Origin of the sequence: Acinetobacter minutum (genome assembly GCF_035916735.1) — a bacterium.
Taxonomy (GTDB): Bacteria; Pseudomonadota; Gammaproteobacteria; order Pseudomonadales; family Moraxellaceae; genus Acinetobacter.
This window is the reverse complement of the sequence record NZ_JAQIHG010000002.1, coordinates 14,046-32,030: the sequence shown is the minus strand read 5'-3', so window position 1 is coordinate 32,030 and position 17,985 is coordinate 14,046. Positions and strand designations below refer to the sequence as shown.

The window sequence follows — 17,985 nt, the reverse complement described above, 5'->3', positions numbered from 1 at the left end:
GCTAAAACATATGGTGGATACGTCTTTACTTGATCTTTGTTTGAGGTGAAGCAATTATGCAACGTGATGAAAACTGTTTGGTTGATCAGGTTTTTGCTGTTTCAGTATCTCGGTTTACGGCTGCATCGATGAAATTATTGATTCTGATTTTATGGCTAGAGAAAGAGCTAAAACTCAACCTCTTTGTGAGGTGACAGCTCATCGGTCTCAGCAGAAATAAAAAACAGAGGTTTTACTCTGTTTTTTATTTCTGGCGGTGTTAGCGTCTAGTTTTTACTTCAAGCAATACAGGGTCTTCGTTGAGATAGCCAGTTTCTTCAGGAAATGCTAAATATTGTGTGGTGAGCACTACTTTGTTTTGCTGGGGAATATAAAAAGCCTGTTTGACTTTTAATTCGGGTTTATAGCTAACCGCTTGCTGTAATTGACTGCCAAACCAGACTGAAGCGACCTGATATTGATAATGATATTGTTGAACTTTGATATTGGGGTCAACCCAGATAGCAGGTACTGTTCTTTGTTGCTGTTTATTAATAATAATTTTAAAAATTTTTGGGGTAATACGCTGTATCGGTTGTAAACGACGCCTAATCTTGTTCAGTTCAGGCTCAAGAACTTTGTACTGCTGATCATAATCAATCAGACCTGTACGTTTGTTGACATATAAAGAATTCACCTGTGTGAGTTTCGGATAGCGCAGATGTTTGGAGAACTGATAATAATACAGTTGTGGCAAGCGACCGCGGCCATCTTCGAAATGACGGAGTAAATAGAGTTTTTGATCTTTGGCTTCGTAGCCTAAAAATTCAATATGTTGCCCACCACCAACCGTTGCCAAGCTATTCATGGAAATGCAAAGGAAAGCTGAGCCGATGAATAAGGATGTATAGCGCATCTTTAAAACCTCTTAAGGTTGTCATGCTTTATACATCGCACATTCACCGTGATAAAGAAAGCAGGTTTCTATTCAGAATAAGATAACTTTGTATCTTCTTCGTCATCTTCTGCTGTAATGCCCAACTCTTTGAGTTTGCGCGTGAGTGTGTTACGGCCCCAACCCAGCAATTCAGCGGCATGACGCTTACGACCACGGGTTTGCTGCAAAGCCGCATTAATCAGCGTGCGTTCAAACATTGGAGTCGCGATGTCCAGAATTTTCATCTCGCCATTTTTGAGTTTTTGAATTGCCCATTGGCCCAGTAATTCATCCCAGTGATGCAAGGAAACACGGTCAAAACTATTGCTAATAGTTGCTGGTTCACCTGATTTCTGAATGGGAATCTGTTTCAGTTCAGAAGGTAAATCTTCTGGGTAAACTTCGCGTCCAGTGATCATTACCGTGAGCCAGCGGCAGGTATTTTCCAGCTGGCGAACGTTACCTGGCCAAGGCAATTGTTGCATGTAGTCGACTGTTTCCGGACGTAGAATTTTTGGGCTCACGCCAAGTTCTTTACCGGCGCGTGCCAAGAAGTGCTGTGCCAGCATCGGGATGTCTTCACTGCGGTGTGCCAGCTTTGGAATATGAATCCGGATAACATTCAGACGATGGTACAAGTCTTCACGGAAACGGCCTTCGTGGACCAGTTTTTCAAGATCCTGATGTGTCGCTGCCACAATACGCACATCGACTTTCACCGGAATATGTCCACCGACCCGGTAAAATTCGCCATCCGCCAAAACGCGCAGCAAGCGGGTTTGCGTTTCAAATGGCATGTCACCAATTTCATCGAGGAACAGTGTGCCGCCGTTTGCTTGCTCAAAACGACCTTGACGCTGACTGTTGGCACCGGTAAAAGCGCCTTTTTCATGGCCGAACAACTCGGTTTCGATCAGATCCTTAGGGATGGCTGCCATATTTAACGCAATAAATGGCTTGCTACTGCGTGGCGAGTGCTTGTGTAGCGCATGTGCCACTAGTTCTTTACCCGTACCCGATTCACCATTGATCAGTACTGTGATATGCGATTGTGATAAACGACCAATGGCGCGGAATACTTCCTGCATGGCCGGAGATTCACCAATAATTTCTGCTGACTGAATCGGTGAAACGGTTTTGGCAGACTCTTGCTGTTGTAGTTTGTTGACATGCAGAATTGCCCGCTGTACCAGTGCCAATGCTTCATCAATATCAAATGGTTTTGGCAAATATTCAAACGCACCGGTTTGATAGCTGGATACAGCCGACTCAAGATCCGAATGGGCTGTCATGATGATGACAGGTAAATCCGGGTAGCTGCTTTTTACCTTGCCGAGGAATGTCAAACCATCGACACCAGGCATACGGATATCGGTTAAGATGACGTCTGGAGTATCTGCGGCTAACTGATCTAGCGCGCTTTGGGCTTCTTCGAAACTTCTGACATCTAATCCTTCTTCTTTAAAGGTTTTTTCCAAAACCCAGCGCATGGCGCGATCGTCATCGATTACCCATATTTTATTTCGCGACATGGTTTGACTCCCAAGGTAAATATAAGCTGAATACTGTTTTTCCTGGAACAGATTGGCATTCAATCATTCCGTTATGTTGGTGCATGATGTTCTGGGCGATACTTAAGCCCAATCCGGTTCCTTTAGCACGTCCTGTAACCAAAGGATAGAACACGGATTCCAGAATTCCTTCCGGAACACCTGGCCCATTATCTTCAATATCGATCCGAACCGCGGAGCGATGCAATACACCATTAATAGTGACCAAACGCTGAATACGCGTTCTTAAAATCAATTCTGGTTGATGTTCGACAAAAAATTCTTTGTTTTCTGTTACGGCTTGTACTGCATTCACGCTGATATTGAGCATGACCTGAATCAGCTGATCACGGTCTGCTAGAACTTCCGGAAGTGATAGATCATAATCGCGGGAAATTTTAATTTTCTTTTTGGTCTGATTCACGATCAATGAACGGACACGTTCAAGGGGCTCATGCACATTGACCAATTCATAGCTGGGTAACTGACGTGAGCCCAGCATGGTATCTGCTAGATTACGCAGACGATCTACTTCATCAATGATAATGTCGGTGAATTCTGCATATTGTGGATCATTTAAACTGCGTGCTAACAGTTGCGTCGCACCACGAATACCCGCCAACGGGTTCTTGATTTCATGCGCGACACCGCGAATGAGCTGACGAGCGACCTGATGCTGCTGAATGAAATTTTCTTCTTTGGAAATTTTCAGCATGCGGTCAATCGCATTTAATTCGATCAGGAGTAAAGGATGGTACTTTTTGCCAGAGTTGAGTTGGGATGCAGTGTAATCCACATGAATAGGTTTGAAATTAACACTGATGACTGCTTCACGGCGGGTATAGGGTTGACCGGTTTTTAGTGTATTGAGCAGTGCTTCATGCGTGTTGAAAGGGTCATCAGGCGCATGTAATAAATTTAGAACTGGCTGACCAGAAGCGCGTAACAGGCTAATATCGAATAAAGCTTCGCACGCAGAGTTCAAATAAAAGACATTCAGGTTACTATCGACCAACATAATTGCAGTGGTCAGATTATCTACCAAGAGGCGGTAGTCAATAGTAGAGCTTTGATCCATTAGCGAATGATTCCTGTATTAAAATAGCGCAATGGCATCTTCATTTTTTTGATTGTCTCCCTGTAATGAGACATCTTGGTGAAAAAAACTCCCTCTAAGTAAGCAAAATGCACGCCAACTTTCTAGGTCAAGTGAATTTGAAAGAGATGAAGATGAAAAGTGCGCTGAAATTGGTCTTTATCGTTGTGATGATTTGCACTCTGATCTTACCTGAAAAAAATACTTGAGCCAAAATGGTGCATTTGAATTATTTTGCAAAAAGATAGGTTGTATTTTGGTGCATTATACAAAGAGTCAGCTGGACAACTATTTTTATCAACGGAAAAGACATACAATACGCCCATTCTAGTGGAGCGCAGATTCATGAAGACCCCCAAAGTCGGTTTCGTTTCTTTAGGTTGTCCTAAGGCATTGGTAGATTCTGAACGAATTTTAACTCAGTTGAAAACTGAAGGTTATCAAGTAGCATCGGATTATGAAGGTGCTGATCTAGTTGTTGTTAATACCTGTGGTTTTATTGAATCTGCAGTACAAGAATCGTTAGATGCGATTGGCGAAGCCATGAATGAAAATGGCCGCGTGATTGTGACGGGGTGTCTAGGTAAAGATGAAGATAAAATTCGTCAAATGCACCCCAACGTCTTAAAAGTGACCGGTGCTGCAGCCTATCAGGATGTGATGGAAGCTGTACACGAATATGTTCCGGCACCGCCAAAGCATAATCCGTTTATTGATCTGGTTCCAGAACAGGGCGTACGTTTAACGCCAAAACATTATGCTTATCTGAAAATTTCTGAAGGCTGTAATCACCGTTGCACTTTCTGCATCATCCCAAGTATGCGTGGTGATCTGGTATCGCGTCCGGTCGGTTCTGTTTTAGAAGAAGCAGCAGCACTAAAGCGTGCGGGTGTGAAAGAAATCCTGGTGATTTCTCAGGATACCTCGGCCTATGGCGTAGATACCAAGTACAAGCTGGATTTCTGGAACGGTCAGCCTGTTAAAACCAAATTCTATGACATGTGTGAAGCTTTGGGCCAGTTGGGCATCTGGGTGCGTTTACATTATGTATACCCATATCCACATGTGGATGCCGTAATTGACTTGATGGCACAAGGTAAGATCCTGCCGTATCTGGATATTCCTTTCCAACATGCCAGCCCGAAAATTCTCAAATTGATGAAACGCCCGGCACACAGTGAAAATACACTGGAGCGTCTCAAAGTTTGGCGTGAAAAATGCCCTGACTTGGTCATTCGTTCAACCTTTGTCGTTGGGTTCCCGGGTGAAACAGAAGAAGATTTCCAGATGCTCCTCGACTGGCTGAAAGAAGCCCAGCTGGATCGAGTGGGTTGCTTTACCTATTCACCGGTTGAAGGTGCTACAGCAAATGACTTGCCAGATCACGTACCGGAAGAGATTAAGCAAGAGCGTTATGAACGTTTCATGCAGGTACAGCAAGAAATCTCGGCAGCCAAGCTCCAGCAGCGTATTGGTCAAACCATGACTGTATTGGTCGATAGTCTCGAAGAAGAGTTCCCGGTCGCTGTGGCGCGTTCTTATGCAGATGCACCTGAAATTGATGGTAATGTATTTGTCGAAGACATTGATAAATCCAAAATTAAGCCGGGCGATTTGTTAGAAGTCGAAATTACCGACGCGGATGAATATGATCTGTTTGCCAAGTTGATTCAGATTAAATCGGCCTAAGTACAGACCTAGACTTAAAAAGAATTTTCATTTTTAAACTTTATTTGGAGCAGCAACATGGCAGACTCAAAAACCCCACGTTACTCACGTATCTTGTTGAAACTTTCCGGTGAGGCTCTGTCCGGTAATAAAGATATGGGAATCGATGCTCAAGTTTTGGATCAGATGTCTTTGTCGATTGCACACTTGGTGGGTCTAGGTGTGCAAGTGGGTATTGTGGTCGGTGGCGGTAACCTTTACCGTGGTAGCCAGTTACAAAAAGATGGTCTAGTTGGTCGCGTAACTGGCGATCAGATGGGAATGCTAGCCACTGTAATGAATGGTCTCGCAATGCGTGATGCTTTGGTGCGCCGTAACATTAAAACCCGTTTAATGTCAGCACTGCCGATTGGTACGGTGGTTGAACCTTATTCGAGCCGTGATGCAATTCGTCATTTATCACAGGGTGAGGTCTGCGTTTTTGTGGCCGGTACAGGCAACCCATTCTTTACGACAGACACTGCTGCGTGTTTACGTGGGATCGAGATTGAAGCTAACCTCATTTTGAAAGCTACAAAAGTGGATGGTGTTTACAACAAAGATCCAAGTAAATATGAAGATGCTGTGAAATATGACAGCCTGACTTTTGACCAGGTGCTTGATGAGAAATTGGGTGTCATGGATTTAACGGCGATTTGCTTATGCCGTGATCATAATGTGCCATTACAAGTATTCGACATGAATAAATCAGGTGCATTGCTTTCTGTGGTCATGGGCGAAAAAGAAGGTACCCGCGTCACGAACTAATGTACGCTTGGCCTAAAGCTCTTTATACTAGCGCTATTTTGTTATAACGAAACACCTTTGAATAAATCAGTAAGGAAGATCTTATGATTAACGATCTTAAAAAAGACAGCGAACAACGCATGCAAAAAACCCTTGAGTCTTTAGAGCAGGGTTTTGCCAAAGTTCGTACCGGCCGTGCGCATCCATCCATTCTGAATGGTGTGATGGTTCCTTACTACGGCTCTGACGTGCCTTTAAACCAAGTGGCGAACGTCGGTGTTGAGGATTCCCGTACATTGATCGTGCAGCCATTTGAACGTACGATGGTTTCTGCAATTGATAAAGCAATTCGTGAGTCTGACCTTGGATTAAACCCGATTACTGCGGATTCTATTCGTGTTCCGCTACCTGCGTTAACTGAAGAAACGCGTCGCGATATGCAGAAAGTGGCGCGTTCTGAAGCTGAAAATGCTAAAGTCGCGATCCGTAATATCCGTCGTGATGTTTTAGGTGACTTAAAAGCATTATTGAAAGAAAAAGAAATTTCTGAAGATGATGACCGCCGTGCTGCAGAAGACATCCAAAAAATTACTGATAAATACGTTGCAGAAGTCGATAAACGTCTTGCCGCTAAAGAAGCTGAATTGATGAAGGTCTAATTCAATGACCTCTTCTGAAGACAACCATCTTCCTCAGCATGTTGCCATCATCATGGATGGCAACAACCGTTATGCCAAAAAATATCACATGCAAAAAGGTGCTGGACATCGAGAAGGAAAAGCGATTCTTGATCCGATTGTTGATCATTGCATCCTACGAGGTATTCCAGCGCTGACGGTTTTTGCATTTTCCAGTGAGAACTGGAATCGCCCGCAGTTTGAGGTGGATCTTCTCATGGCATTGCTTGAAGAGACCATTCATGAGCAATTGCCGCGAATGGAGCAATTCAATATTGCCTTGCGTTTTATTGGGGATCGTTCACGTTTGTCCTCAAAATTACGTGAATTGATGACCTATGCAGAAGAGCGTACCGCTAGTTTTACGAGAATGACGCTGACTATCGCGATTAGCTATGGTGGCATGTGGGATATTGCACAAGCCGCACAGAAAATCGCACAAGCTGCAGTCAATCATGAAATAGACATCAGCCAGATTGATGCGGAGTTGTTTGGTCGATATGTCAGCTTGGCTGATTTACCTCCTGTCGATTTATTAATCCGCACAGCTGGAGATTATCGTTTGTCAAATTTTCTGTTATGGCAAACGGCGTATGCTGAGTTGTACTTTACCCAAACCTTATGGCCTGAATTTACGGCTGAAGAATTTGATCATGCTTTGGAAGTCTTCGCTGGACGTGAGAGACGCTTTGGTAAAACATCAGAGCAAATCCAACAAGAGAACAATTGAGAACGTATAAATGTTAGAGCGGATTATTACCGCCTTGGTCTTGGTGGCAGTTGTACTGAGCTGCATGTTTGCTACGCAATCTTATTATCCAATGTTGATCTTGATGATGGTCGCGGCCGGGGTGGCAGGTTATGAGTGGTTTAAACTCATGCCGAGAAAAAGCAAATTTGTCATTAAACCTTTGGCTTTGGGTTTTGGTATTTTAACAACCTTATTATCAGGGCTGGCTTTATATTTTGATGATATGGTTATGCTGCTATGGTCAGCATCCATCTTAACCTGGTTGTTTGGGGCTTATTGGGTGAAGTCTTATCCCGAATATGAGGGATGGTATAATCCAAGCTTATATCTAGTGGGACTTATTCTAGTTTCCGCCGCCGTTACAGCAATTTTTTCCGTCTGGCAAAGTTCACCATGGTGGTTGATGTATCTGTTCTTGCTGGTCTGGGGCGCAGACAGTGGGGCCTATTTTGTTGGGCGTAAGTTTGGCAAAAAGAAACTAGCACCAGACGTGAGTCCAAATAAATCGGTTGAAGGTTTGTATGGTGGGATTATTACTGTAGCCATCATTATCGTATTGGTTCAATCGAGCTATTTGGATTTAACTCTTTCTCAGCATATCCTGTTTATGGTGCTTTCTCTGGTTACGGTTTTTGCTTCGGTGTTGGGTGATCTGTTTGAATCGATGATCAAGCGTCGTGCCGGCATCAAAGATTCAGGACGTATTTTACCCGGCCATGGTGGAGTGCTGGATCGTATCGATTCATTACTGGCTGCAGCACCTGTTTTTGCTGCGGGTATGTATGTACTAAAACTTATGGGTGTGGATTTATAAATGTCACAAGCGGTTTGCATATTAGGGGCTACAGGTTCTATCGGTCAAAGTACGCTTAAGGTGTTAGAACAACATCCTGATAAGTATTCTGTTTTTGCGGTTACGGCACATAGCCGAATGGAAGCACTGGTCGAAATATGTAAACGCTACCATCCTAAAGTCGTTGTGGTTCCTGCTGAACATGTAGATCCATTACGCCAGATGTTAAAACAGGTCGAACTTGAGCATATTGAAATTCTGACTGACGAAGCGGGTTTAATTGCAGTGTCTGAGCATCCGGAAGTGGATGTCGTGATGGCTGCTATTGTCGGAGCTGCCGGTTTGCTACCGACCTTGGCCGCTGTAAAAGCAGGCAAGCGGGTTCTCCTGGCCAATAAAGAAGCTTTGGTAATGTCCGGTGACCTGATGATGCAGGCAGTTCATGAGCATCAGGCGTTATTGTTGCCCGTAGATTCTGAACATAATGCGATTTTCCAATGTTTGCCACCGGATTATTTGTATGCCCCACGTGATGGACAGCCGAAATTGGGTGTGTCTCGTGTCTTATTAACTGCTTCAGGTGGGCCATTTTTACAGCATAGTCTAGAGCAGCTCAAAACGGTGACACCGCAACAGGCATGCAAACACCCGAATTGGTCCATGGGACAAAAAATTTCCGTTGATTCAGCTACTTTGATGAATAAAGGTTTGGAGTTGATCGAGGCCTGTCATCTCTTCTCCATTTCAGAAGCCTATGTCACAGTAGTGGTGCATCCACAAAGTATCATCCATTCTATGGTGCAATATGTTGATGGTTCTACGCTAGCACAATTAGGAAATCCTGATATGTGTACACCGATCGCACATGCATTGGCATGGCCAGAACGTATTCATACCCATGTGCCAGCATTGGATCTGTTTGTTCATCAACAGCTGAATTTTCAGGAACCCGATACTGTTCGCTTTCCTGCACTGAAATTGGCGCGTCAAGCCATGCAGGCAGGCGGTTTGAGTCCGGCTATTCTGAATGCGGCAAATGAAATCGCAGTTGCTGCCTTTTTGAACCAGCAAATTGGTTTTACTGAAATTCCACAAGTAGTTGAACAAACCTTACAAACGGTTGAAAATGGAGCAGCGAATCAGCTAGAGCTGATTCTGCAGGCTGATGCACGTGCTCGTCATTGCGCCCATCAATACATAACGCAACTCAGGAGTTGATGATGAATGCCTTGTTTATCATAGTTGCTGCAATTTTTTTGCTTGGTCCATTGATTGCGATTCATGAATTTGGACATTATTGGGTAGCTCGTAAACTTGGCGTGAAAGTCCTGGTGTATTCCATCGGTTTTGGTCCGACGTTGTTGAAATGGACCTCAAAAAAATCGGGCATTCAATATCAGCTTTCGGCATTACCCTTGGGTGGTTATGTCAAGATGCTGGATGAGCGTGAAGGTGATGTTGCTGAGCAGGATTTACCTTATGCATTTAACCGCCAAGCACCATGGAAGCGTATTGCGATTGTTGCAGCGGGCCCGCTCATTAACCTGATCTTTGCAATTCTGTTGTTCTGGGTTTTATTTTTGCCAGCTCAGGAGCAGTTAAATACCCGTATTGGTAAAGTGCTTCCAGCAAGCCCTGCGGCAGCTGCGCAATTACAAGTTGGAGACAAAGTTACTGCAATTGATGGTACACCGACAGCCACTTGGGAAAAATTAAACTATGCCTTGGTGGATCGTGCAGGAGAAACCGGTACGGTTCAGGTGCAGGTTGAGCGTCAAGGCCAAGTGCAAAATTTTAATTTACCGATTCAAAATTTTCTGAAAGATCAAAGTCAATCACCTTTAGAGATTTTGGGCTTTGTCCCTTATCGTCCTGTCATTCCGGCAGTTGTGCACAAGCTGAGTGAAGACGGGGCTGCAATCCGTCAAGGAATGAAAGAGGGAGATCGTATTGTCGCGATTGATGGCATCAAGATGCACGACTGGTTCGATGTGGTAGATAAGGTGCAAAAATCACCGGAAAAACTGTTGAAAATTGACGTGCTACGCCAAGGGCAGCTCGTACAGCTTGAGGTCATGCCACAAGGTCAGCGTGACAATATGGGGAATGTGAGTGGTGTGCTGGGCGTACAAAATAATCCCGGTAAAGTGTCCATTCCTGCAGAATACAAACAGACTTTGCAATATAATCCGGCAGAAGCATTGATGATGGCGGTGGACAAAACGGGCCAACTTTCAGGCATGATTTTGAATTCAATCACCAAAATGATTCGTGGTCTGATTGGTTTGGAGAATCTGTCTGGCCCAATTACGATTGCTAAAGTGGCTGGGCAAAGTGCTGAAATGGGCTGGCAGACGTTTATTTCTTTTATGGCGCTCATGAGTGTGAGTTTGGGAATTTTAAACTTATTACCGATCCCAATGCTTGATGGTGGTCACTTAGTCTATTATTTTATTGAGGCCATTCGAGGCAAGCCGGTTTCTGAACAAATACAATTAACCGGTTTAAAAATTGGTATGGTACTGCTCGGAAGTATGATGCTTTTAGCATTATTTAATGATTTTATGCGTTTATAACAACGTAGAAGATGGAATAAATTAACTTTTACTGGAAATTTGGCATGCGGCACACACATTTATTTATGCCTTTGGCACTCGTCAGTGCGATGGTAACAGTACAACAAGCATATGCGGCAGATGAGTTTATTGCGCGTGATATAAAAATTGAAGGCCTCGTTCGCTTAACGCCGACCAATGTGTACAGCATGTTGCCAATCACCAGTGGGGATCGTGTTGATGATGCCCGTTTGGCCAGTGCAATCCGTACCTTGTATGCCACTGGACTTTTTGATGATATTAAAGCGTTTAAACAGAATGATGTTTTAGTTTTCCAGGTTGTTGAACGTCCTGTCATTTCAAAAATCGAATTTAAAGGCAACAAGCTGATTCCAAAAGAAGCGTTGGAAGATGGCTTGAAAAAAATGGGAATGTCAGAAGGTGAGGTGCTGAAAAAATCGGCCTTACAAACCCTGGAAACTGAACTTGAGCAGCAATATGCTCAACAAGGCCGTTATGATGCTGATGTTCGGGTAGAAACGATTGCTCGTCCGAACAACCGTGTTGATGTTGTGATTAACTTTGTAGAAGGCACAGCAGCCAAAGTCTTCGATATCAATATCATCGGTAACACCATTTTTAAAGATGATGAAATCAAACAGGTCTTTGCGGTAAAAGAAACGGGTTGGACTTCTGTTATTTCACGCAACGACCGTTATGCACGTGAAAAAATGGCGGCGAGTCTAGAAGCATTGCGTGCATTGTATCTCAATAAAGGTTATATCAATTTTACGATTAACAGTTCTAATCTCAACATCAGTGAAGACAAGAAGCATATCTTTATTGAAGTGTCGGTTGATGAGGGTGAGCGCTTCAAATTTGGTCAAACCAAATTTTTAGGTGATGCCCTTTATAAAACTGAAGAACTACAAGCCTTGCAGCTCTATAAAGCTGGCGAAATCTACTCGCAGGAAAAGGTAAATAACGTTAAGCAGTTATTGCTACGTAAGTATGGTAATGCTGGTTATTACTTTGCCGAAGTGAATGTAGTGCCACAGATCAATAATGAAACAGGCGTTGTTGATCTCAATTATTATGTCAATCCAGGTCAGCAGGTGACTGTACGACGGATTAATTTTGCTGGAAATACCAAAACGGCAGATGAAGTTTTGCGTCGTGAAATGCGCCAAATGGAAGGTGCTTTAGCCAGTAATGAAAAAATTGATCTGTCGCGTGTACGTTTAGAGCGTACGGGCTTCTTTAAGACAGTGAATATCAAACCTGTCCGTATTCCAAATACGCCAGACCAAGTGGATTTAAATGTTGATGTAGAAGAGCAGCATTCAGGCACCAGTACGCTGGCTGTCGGCTATTCACAAAGTGGGGGTATTACCTTCCAGGCGGGATTAAGTCAGACCAACTTCCTGGGAACGGGTAACCGCGTATCCATTGATTTGTCGCGTTCACAAACTCAGGATTATTATAACTTGAGCGTCACTGATCCGTACTTCACCATTGATGGTGTAAGCCGTGGTTATAACGTTTACTATCGTAAAACCAAACTTGATAGTAGCTATAACGTGAACAACTATGTGACGGATAGCGTGGGTGCTAGTCTCAGTTTTGGTTATCCAATTGATGAAAATCAGAGCCTCAGTGCTTCAGTCAATGTCGATCAGACGGATGTCAAAACAGGTGAGTATGTCTCCACGTATATCGCTGACTACCTTGCAGCTAATGGTGGACCCGATAACCAGTTTTTGACTTATAACCTGAATTTGGGCTGGTCTTACAATACATTAAACCGTCCGATTTTCCCAACCTCAGGGATGTCGCATCGTGTCAACTTTGAAACAGCAGTACCGGGCAGTGATGTCGAATACCAAAAAGTCACTTATGATGCTCAAGCTTTCTTGCCGTTAGGTCACGATTTTGTACTACGTGGCTATGGTAAATTAGGCTATGGTAATGACTTGCCATTCTATAAAAACTTCTACGCAGGTGGTTATGGTTCGGTACGTGGCTATGATGTTAATACCTTAGGCCCTAAATATCCTGGTATTTATTATACTGATCCTACATCGCCTGGATATGGTACTGATCCGGATCCAGAACGGGTTGGCGGTAATGCTTTGGTTCAATTTGGTACAGAATTAGCTTTACCATTACCATTTAAAGGTGATTGGACGCGTCAAGTGCGACCAGTCCTTTTTGCTGAAGGCGCACAAGTGTTTGATACACAATGTGATGTGCCACGTGATGCAACTACACGCCAAGACTGTGAAGATAATTATGGTTTTGACTTGGGTAATCTACGCTATAGTGTAGGTGTAGGCTTTACCTGGATTACCATGATTGGTCCACTTTCATTAAGTTATGCCTTCCCGCTGAACGATAAAGAAGGTGATCAAACCAAGTCAGTTCAGTTTGAAATCGGTCGTACTTTCTAAGTACGGCCTTTTCAGCAAAAATTTCAGTCCTCATAACAGGATGGTAATGATGAAGAAAATAAAAATGCTGTTATTAGCAATGGGGATGGGGTTGTCCGCATTGGGCCATGCTGCAGGATATGGGGTGGTAGATCTAGCAAAAGTGGTTGAGAATAGCACTTATCTGAAGCAGCAGAATACCAATCTTGGTCAGACGATTAAGCCATCGACGACCAAATTGGAACAGTTGAGCCGTGAAATCGAAGCACTCAAAAAGCAGGCGCAAATTGCTCCTGCTACTGAAGTTGCTCAATTGCAAACGCAATATCAGGCAAAAGTGGATGAATTCAATCAGATTCAGCAACAGTTGCAAAAAACCGTGCAAGGAATTTTGCAAACCATGAATAAAACCATGGAGAGTCGGGTTAAACAGGCCGCAGAGCAATTGCGTCAAGAAAACAAATTAGATTTTGTTTTGAATAAAAACTCTGCGCTTGCTTATGACGCTAAGTATGATTTAACTGATAAAATGATCCAAAAGGTTAACGCATACAAATAATCAATGAATCGTCATCAATACCGTTTAGAAGATTTGGCTCATCTGGTTCAAGGTGAGCCAGTCGGCCAAGTAGATCTCAAACTACAAGGGCTTGCCAGTTTAGACGCGGCTCGAAAACAGCATATTTCCTTCGTCAATGCGGATAAATATCTGGATCAGGCACGTCAGTCACAAGCGGGAGCCTTGATCGTAACCGCAGATCTTCGAGAAAAAATCCCCGAACATCAGAACCTTATTGTTGTCGCTAATCCTTATCTCGCTTTTGCTATTTTAACTCATGTCTTTGAGAAGAAAGTGACGGAACGAGGCATTGAAAGTACGGCACAGATCCATGAGTCAGCCATTATCGCGGATAGTGCTTACATTGGGCACTATGCAGTCATTGGTGAAAATTGTGTGATCGGCGATGACACGGTCATCCAATCACATGTAAAAATAGACCATGGGGTCGAAATTGGTAAAGAATGCTTTATTGATTCACATGTGACCTTAACAGGTGAATGTAAAATAGGCGATCGTGTACGTATTCATGCCAATACTGTCGTCGGTAGTGAAGGTTTTGGCTTTGCCCCTTATCAGGGGAAATGGCATCGTATCGCCCAGTTGGGTTCGGTGCATATTGGAAATGATGTCCGAATCGGTTCAAATTGTAGTATCGATCGAGGCGCCCTCGATGACACGATTATTAAAGATGGTGTGATTATTGATAATCTTGTGCAAATCGCACATAACGTACAAATTGGCTCAAACACCGCGATAGCTGCAACTTGTGCGATTGCTGGCAGCACTAAAATTGGCAAAAATTGTATCCTAGGTGGTGCATGTGGGGTCGCAGGGCATCTGACTATTGCGGATAATGTGACACTTACAGCAATGTCAATGGTCACAAAAAATATTTCTGAGACGGGGACGTATTCTTCAGGCACCAGCTTTATGGAAAATAGTCAGTGGAAACGCTCTGTTGTACGTCTGAGACAATTAGCAGATGTGCCATTGACCCAACTGATGAAACGACTTGATCATATGCAGGCTCAAATTGAGTCTCTTGAATCAACTTTTAAATTGCGTAAGTAGACATATGATAACTGAGTCAAAATCTCCAGAATTTACTATTCCTGAATTGCCAATGCACAGCCAGACGTTGCGTGAATATCTACCGCACCGTTATCCGTTCCTGTTGGTAGACCGTGTAACTGAAGTACATGAAAATAGCATTGTGGGTTATAAGAACGTTTCAATTAATGAAGAATTCTTACAGGGGCATTTTCCTGAATATCCTATTATGCCGGGTGTGCTCATCGTTGAAGCACTTGCTCAAATTTCAGGTGTATTAAGCTTCATCATGAATGGTGAGAAGCCAACACCAGGATCTTTATTCCTGTTTGCGGGTGCTGAACGCGTACGTTTTAAAAAACAAGTGGTTCCAGGTGACCAACTCGTATTAAAATCTGAGTTGGTAATGCAAAAACGTGGCATTTACAAATATAATTGTACGGCTACTGTTGATGGCATTGTTGCAACCACAGCCGAAATCATGATTTCGCACCTTAGAAAATAGAGCAGGCATGAGCAATAACGATCTAATCCATTCCACCGCTATTATTGACTCATCCGCAGTCATTGCTCCCGATGTTCAGATTGGTCCTTACTGTATTATTGGTCCAAACGTGACGATTGGTGCAGGCACTAAACTCCATTCGCATGTCGTAGTTGGTGGTTTTACCCGTATTGGTCAGCATAACGAAATCTTTCAGTTTGCGAGTGTGGGTGAAGTTTGCCAGGATCTAAAATACCGTGGTGAAGAAACCTGGTTAGAGATTGGTGATCATAACCGGATCCGCGAACATTGCAGTCTGCATCGTGGTACGGTTCAAGATAACAGTTTGACCAAAATCGGTAGTCATAATCTGCTCATGGTAAACACACATATTGCCCATGACTGTATCGTCGGTGACCATAACATTTTTGCCAATAACGTGGGTGTCGCAGGTCATGTTCATGTAGGTAGTCATGTAGTGGTTGGTGGTAACTCGGGAATCCATCAGTTCTGTAAGATTGATTCCTATAGTATGATCGGTGGCGCTTCTTTAATTGTTAAAGATGTGCCGGCTTATGTCATGGCTTCGGGTAACCCTGCACATGCCTTTGGTTTAAATATTGAAGGAATGCGTCGTAAGGGTTGGTCAAAAGATGTAATTCAAGGTTTACGTGAAGCATTCAAGTTGATTTATAAAGCCAATCTTACGACTGAACAAGCAGTTGCACAGATCCGCACAGAAATTCTTCCACAGGTGCCTGAAGCACAGTTGTTAGTGGATTCACTTGAGAATTCCGCTCGTGGTATTGTGCGTTAATTGTTAAGTTGCATAAAAAAAGACACCCTAGGCGGTGTCTTTTTTTATGCAGGCATGTGCGAAGCAGATTTTATTTTTTCACAAAACCTGCTTCTTCAGACTTTGGATAAGTAGCCAACAATTTTGTGCGATATTGACTGGCTAAGATATTATTGCGGTCAACGTTCTTGGCAATACTGTAGAGTTGATACAGAGCACGGGGAGCCTTTGCTGACTGAGAAAATTTGGTGGAGACTATCGTATAATTCTTTTTCGCTTCCGCATAGTTTGGCGGATCAATCGCTAGATTAAATTCAGCTAACCAGTAATAGGCATTACCTGTGTAAACGCTGTTTGGATGGTTCTTCACAAAATTTTGCATGGGGGTAATGGCTTTTTTTGCTCCCCCTTGCTTATAGGCGTCTAATGCCACTGTGTAGGCTGCTTTTTCCAATTCACTCGATTCTGCTATTTTGCTTGCAGCCGTTATTGATGGGGGCGTACTTGCTATTGCAGAACTAGGCGTAGTTACTTGGGAAGTCGGTACGGCGGCTGGTTGACTTGGTGTTACAGTATCTTGAGGGGGTGTCTGATTCTCTTCTTCAGTAGATGTTTCAGGTTCAATTTTTTGTTGTAATAACTGTAGACGCTGATCTAGATCGGTATAGCGATTGGTCAGTTCACTTTTTAGTTTTTCAATTTCATTTTCTTGTTCTTCTAGTTTGCCCCGTAGGCTGCGAATATCATTTTCCAGTTGCTGATTCTTTTGAATGAGCTGCCAGTTTAAATTGCCTGCAGGTGATTCTTGTGGAGCAAGGGCATAGCTTGGGCTGCTGCGATTTGATTCACTCAAAGCACGTGATTCAATCGGAATATTGGCATAAACGGAAGCGGAACCCATTAGGGCAAGTAGAGAGAAAACATGCTGTTTGAGCATAAGAGTGTAATCCATCGTGTAATGCAAGGGGTATAAAGCCATTAGCTAAAGCTAGCAGATGCTTTTACCACCATAATTGAGTAATAGTGCCATTTAAAACGGCTCGTTTATGAATTGCAATCATGTTTTACAATGTTCAAGTATTTTTATTTAAATCTTATTGAGTGATCGGGCATTTTTATGGGGGGAATTATCATTATCTCTATATATTTGTTGAGGAAATAAGCAAATAGTATGGGAATGTCTCAAAATGAGTGGCTGGGGCTTGCAAGTTAATGAAAAATCTCTATACTCTGTTCCTGCAATGGTAGCCCTGCTGGTGGCTTCGCAATTGTACTCTGTAAACCCCGCCAGGACCGGAAGGTAGCAACGGTAGCAGATCTATAATGTGCCGAGGTTTTGCTAGTAGGGTTGCCACCATCATTCTTCTGTCGTTCGACAAATTGCTTTCATTATCGCTTCCATATCAAAACCTCTATATTGCAAAAAGCGGATCTGCTTGGCTTTGGTTTTCATATCTGGTGCGACTGCTGTTCCAAATTTCTTAACTTTTAATTGATAAGCCTGTTCAGCCCAATCCATTTCTTGTAAATCTTCAGCAATCAAAAGCATATCGATCTGTTTATCTTTGAGTGCCTGTTTGATCCGGTTGGGTCCCTTGCCACGACGAATTTGGCTATTGACGATGAGTTCGGCCACACGCTGATCACTCTGATAGTGGTTTTCACTCAGTTCTTCGACCAGATGTTCGACTTCCTGTAAATCCGCTGCATGCAAACCCAGTTTGGCAAGTAGCTCTGCTTTGGAGTATTCCCGTTTGGTCAGTAGGGCAAAGGCATAAGAGCGTAAACGGCTGCCAGTCAGGAGCTGGCGCTGAGGTTTTTCATTTGCTGTCATATTGATCATGATCCCTTGATGTAAAAAACGCCCCGAAG

Annotated in this window: 17 protein-coding genes and 1 other RNA gene; 13 read left to right on the top strand and 5 right to left on the bottom strand. The window is 43.3% G+C overall.

The genetic code is table 11. The features are described from left to right. Positions 1-259: 259 nt before the first annotated feature. The 3 genes from PAE54_RS01105 to glnL form a co-directional block, all read right to left on the bottom strand. Positions 260-895, bottom strand: coding sequence for an aminotransferase (locus tag PAE54_RS01105; protein ID WP_326518099.1), 636 nt, complete (start codon positions 893-895; stop codon positions 260-262). Between the two features lie 68 nt (positions 896-963). Next, positions 964-2,448 (bottom strand): nitrogen regulation protein NR(I), encoded by a 1,485-nt coding sequence (gene glnG, locus PAE54_RS01100; RefSeq protein WP_273779147.1) that lies wholly within the window; start codon positions 2,446-2,448, stop codon positions 964-966. Continuing rightward, positions 2,435-3,544: a nitrogen regulation protein NR(II) gene (gene glnL / locus PAE54_RS01095; protein WP_326518098.1), complete on the bottom strand. Its 1,110-nt coding sequence runs from the start codon at positions 3,542-3,544 to the stop codon at positions 2,435-2,437. The genes glnG and glnL overlap by 14 nt, the downstream gene beginning before the upstream one ends. 363 nt (positions 3,545-3,907) lie before the next feature. Here glnL and rimO point away from each other — a divergent pair, with 363 nt between their 5' ends. From rimO to lpxA, 12 genes are all read left to right on the top strand, one after another. Further along, positions 3,908-5,251, top strand: a complete 1,344-nt coding sequence (gene rimO, locus PAE54_RS01090; RefSeq protein ID WP_326518097.1) for a 30S ribosomal protein S12 methylthiotransferase RimO — start codon at positions 3,908-3,910, stop codon at positions 5,249-5,251. A gap of 57 nt (positions 5,252-5,308) precedes the next feature. After that, on the top strand, positions 5,309-6,037 hold the full coding sequence (gene pyrH, locus PAE54_RS01085) for a UMP kinase (protein ID WP_273779150.1): 729 nt from the start codon (positions 5,309-5,311) through the stop codon (positions 6,035-6,037). An 83-nt stretch (positions 6,038-6,120) separates the two neighbouring features. Continuing rightward, positions 6,121-6,675, top strand: coding sequence for a ribosome recycling factor (gene frr, locus PAE54_RS01080; RefSeq protein ID WP_326518096.1), 555 nt, complete (start codon positions 6,121-6,123; stop codon positions 6,673-6,675). Positions 6,676-6,679: 4 nt separating this feature from the next. Further along, positions 6,680-7,423, top strand: a complete 744-nt coding sequence (uppS, locus tag PAE54_RS01075; RefSeq protein WP_326518095.1) for a polyprenyl diphosphate synthase — start codon at positions 6,680-6,682, stop codon at positions 7,421-7,423. A gap of 10 nt (positions 7,424-7,433) precedes the next feature. Continuing rightward, positions 7,434-8,258, top strand: a complete 825-nt coding sequence (locus tag PAE54_RS01070; protein ID WP_326518094.1) for a phosphatidate cytidylyltransferase — start codon at positions 7,434-7,436, stop codon at positions 8,256-8,258. Further along, positions 8,259-9,455, top strand: a complete 1,197-nt coding sequence (ispC, locus tag PAE54_RS01065) for a 1-deoxy-D-xylulose-5-phosphate reductoisomerase (RefSeq protein WP_326518093.1) — start codon at positions 8,259-8,261, stop codon at positions 9,453-9,455. 2 nt (positions 9,456-9,457) lie between these two features. Continuing rightward, positions 9,458-10,813: an RIP metalloprotease RseP gene (gene rseP, locus PAE54_RS01060; protein WP_326518213.1), complete on the top strand. Its 1,356-nt coding sequence runs from the start codon at positions 9,458-9,460 to the stop codon at positions 10,811-10,813. Between the two features lie 44 nt (positions 10,814-10,857). Further along, positions 10,858-13,242, top strand: a complete 2,385-nt coding sequence (bamA, locus tag PAE54_RS01055; RefSeq protein ID WP_326518092.1) for an outer membrane protein assembly factor BamA — start codon at positions 10,858-10,860, stop codon at positions 13,240-13,242. 49 nt (positions 13,243-13,291) lie between these two features. Beyond that, positions 13,292-13,780 carry an OmpH/Skp family outer membrane protein gene (locus tag PAE54_RS01050; RefSeq protein WP_326518091.1) on the top strand — a complete coding sequence of 163 codons (489 nt, stop codon included), beginning with the start codon at positions 13,292-13,294 and terminating at the stop codon, positions 13,778-13,780. 3 nt (positions 13,781-13,783) lie between these two features. Then, a complete protein-coding gene (lpxD, locus tag PAE54_RS01045) occupies positions 13,784-14,854 on the top strand; it encodes a UDP-3-O-(3-hydroxymyristoyl)glucosamine N-acyltransferase (protein WP_326518090.1) in 1,071 nt (356 codons plus the stop codon). A gap of 7 nt (positions 14,855-14,861) precedes the next feature. Next, a complete protein-coding gene (gene fabZ / locus PAE54_RS01040; protein ID WP_273779439.1) occupies positions 14,862-15,338 on the top strand; it encodes a 3-hydroxyacyl-ACP dehydratase FabZ in 477 nt (158 codons plus the stop codon). Positions 15,339-15,345: 7 nt separating this feature from the next. Then, positions 15,346-16,134, top strand: coding sequence for an acyl-ACP--UDP-N-acetylglucosamine O-acyltransferase (lpxA, locus tag PAE54_RS01035; RefSeq protein WP_326518089.1), 789 nt, complete (start codon positions 15,346-15,348; stop codon positions 16,132-16,134). A gap of 70 nt (positions 16,135-16,204) precedes the next feature. Here the strand turns inward: lpxA and PAE54_RS01030 are convergent, their stop codons facing one another. Beyond that, positions 16,205-17,050, bottom strand: coding sequence for a YbgF trimerization domain-containing protein (locus PAE54_RS01030; RefSeq protein WP_273779163.1), 846 nt, complete (start codon positions 17,048-17,050; stop codon positions 16,205-16,207). A gap of 314 nt (positions 17,051-17,364) precedes the next feature. Between PAE54_RS01030 and ffs the strand changes: the two genes are divergently transcribed. Further along, an RNA gene (gene ffs / locus PAE54_RS01025) (signal recognition particle sRNA small type) lies at positions 17,365-17,461 on the top strand. Positions 17,462-17,470: 9 nt separating this feature from the next. Here the strand turns inward: ffs and PAE54_RS01020 are convergent. Next, entirely contained in the window at positions 17,471-17,956 is a 486-nt protein-coding gene (locus tag PAE54_RS01020; protein ID WP_326518088.1) for a regulatory protein RecX, read from the bottom strand. Positions 17,957-17,985 lie beyond the last annotated feature (29 nt).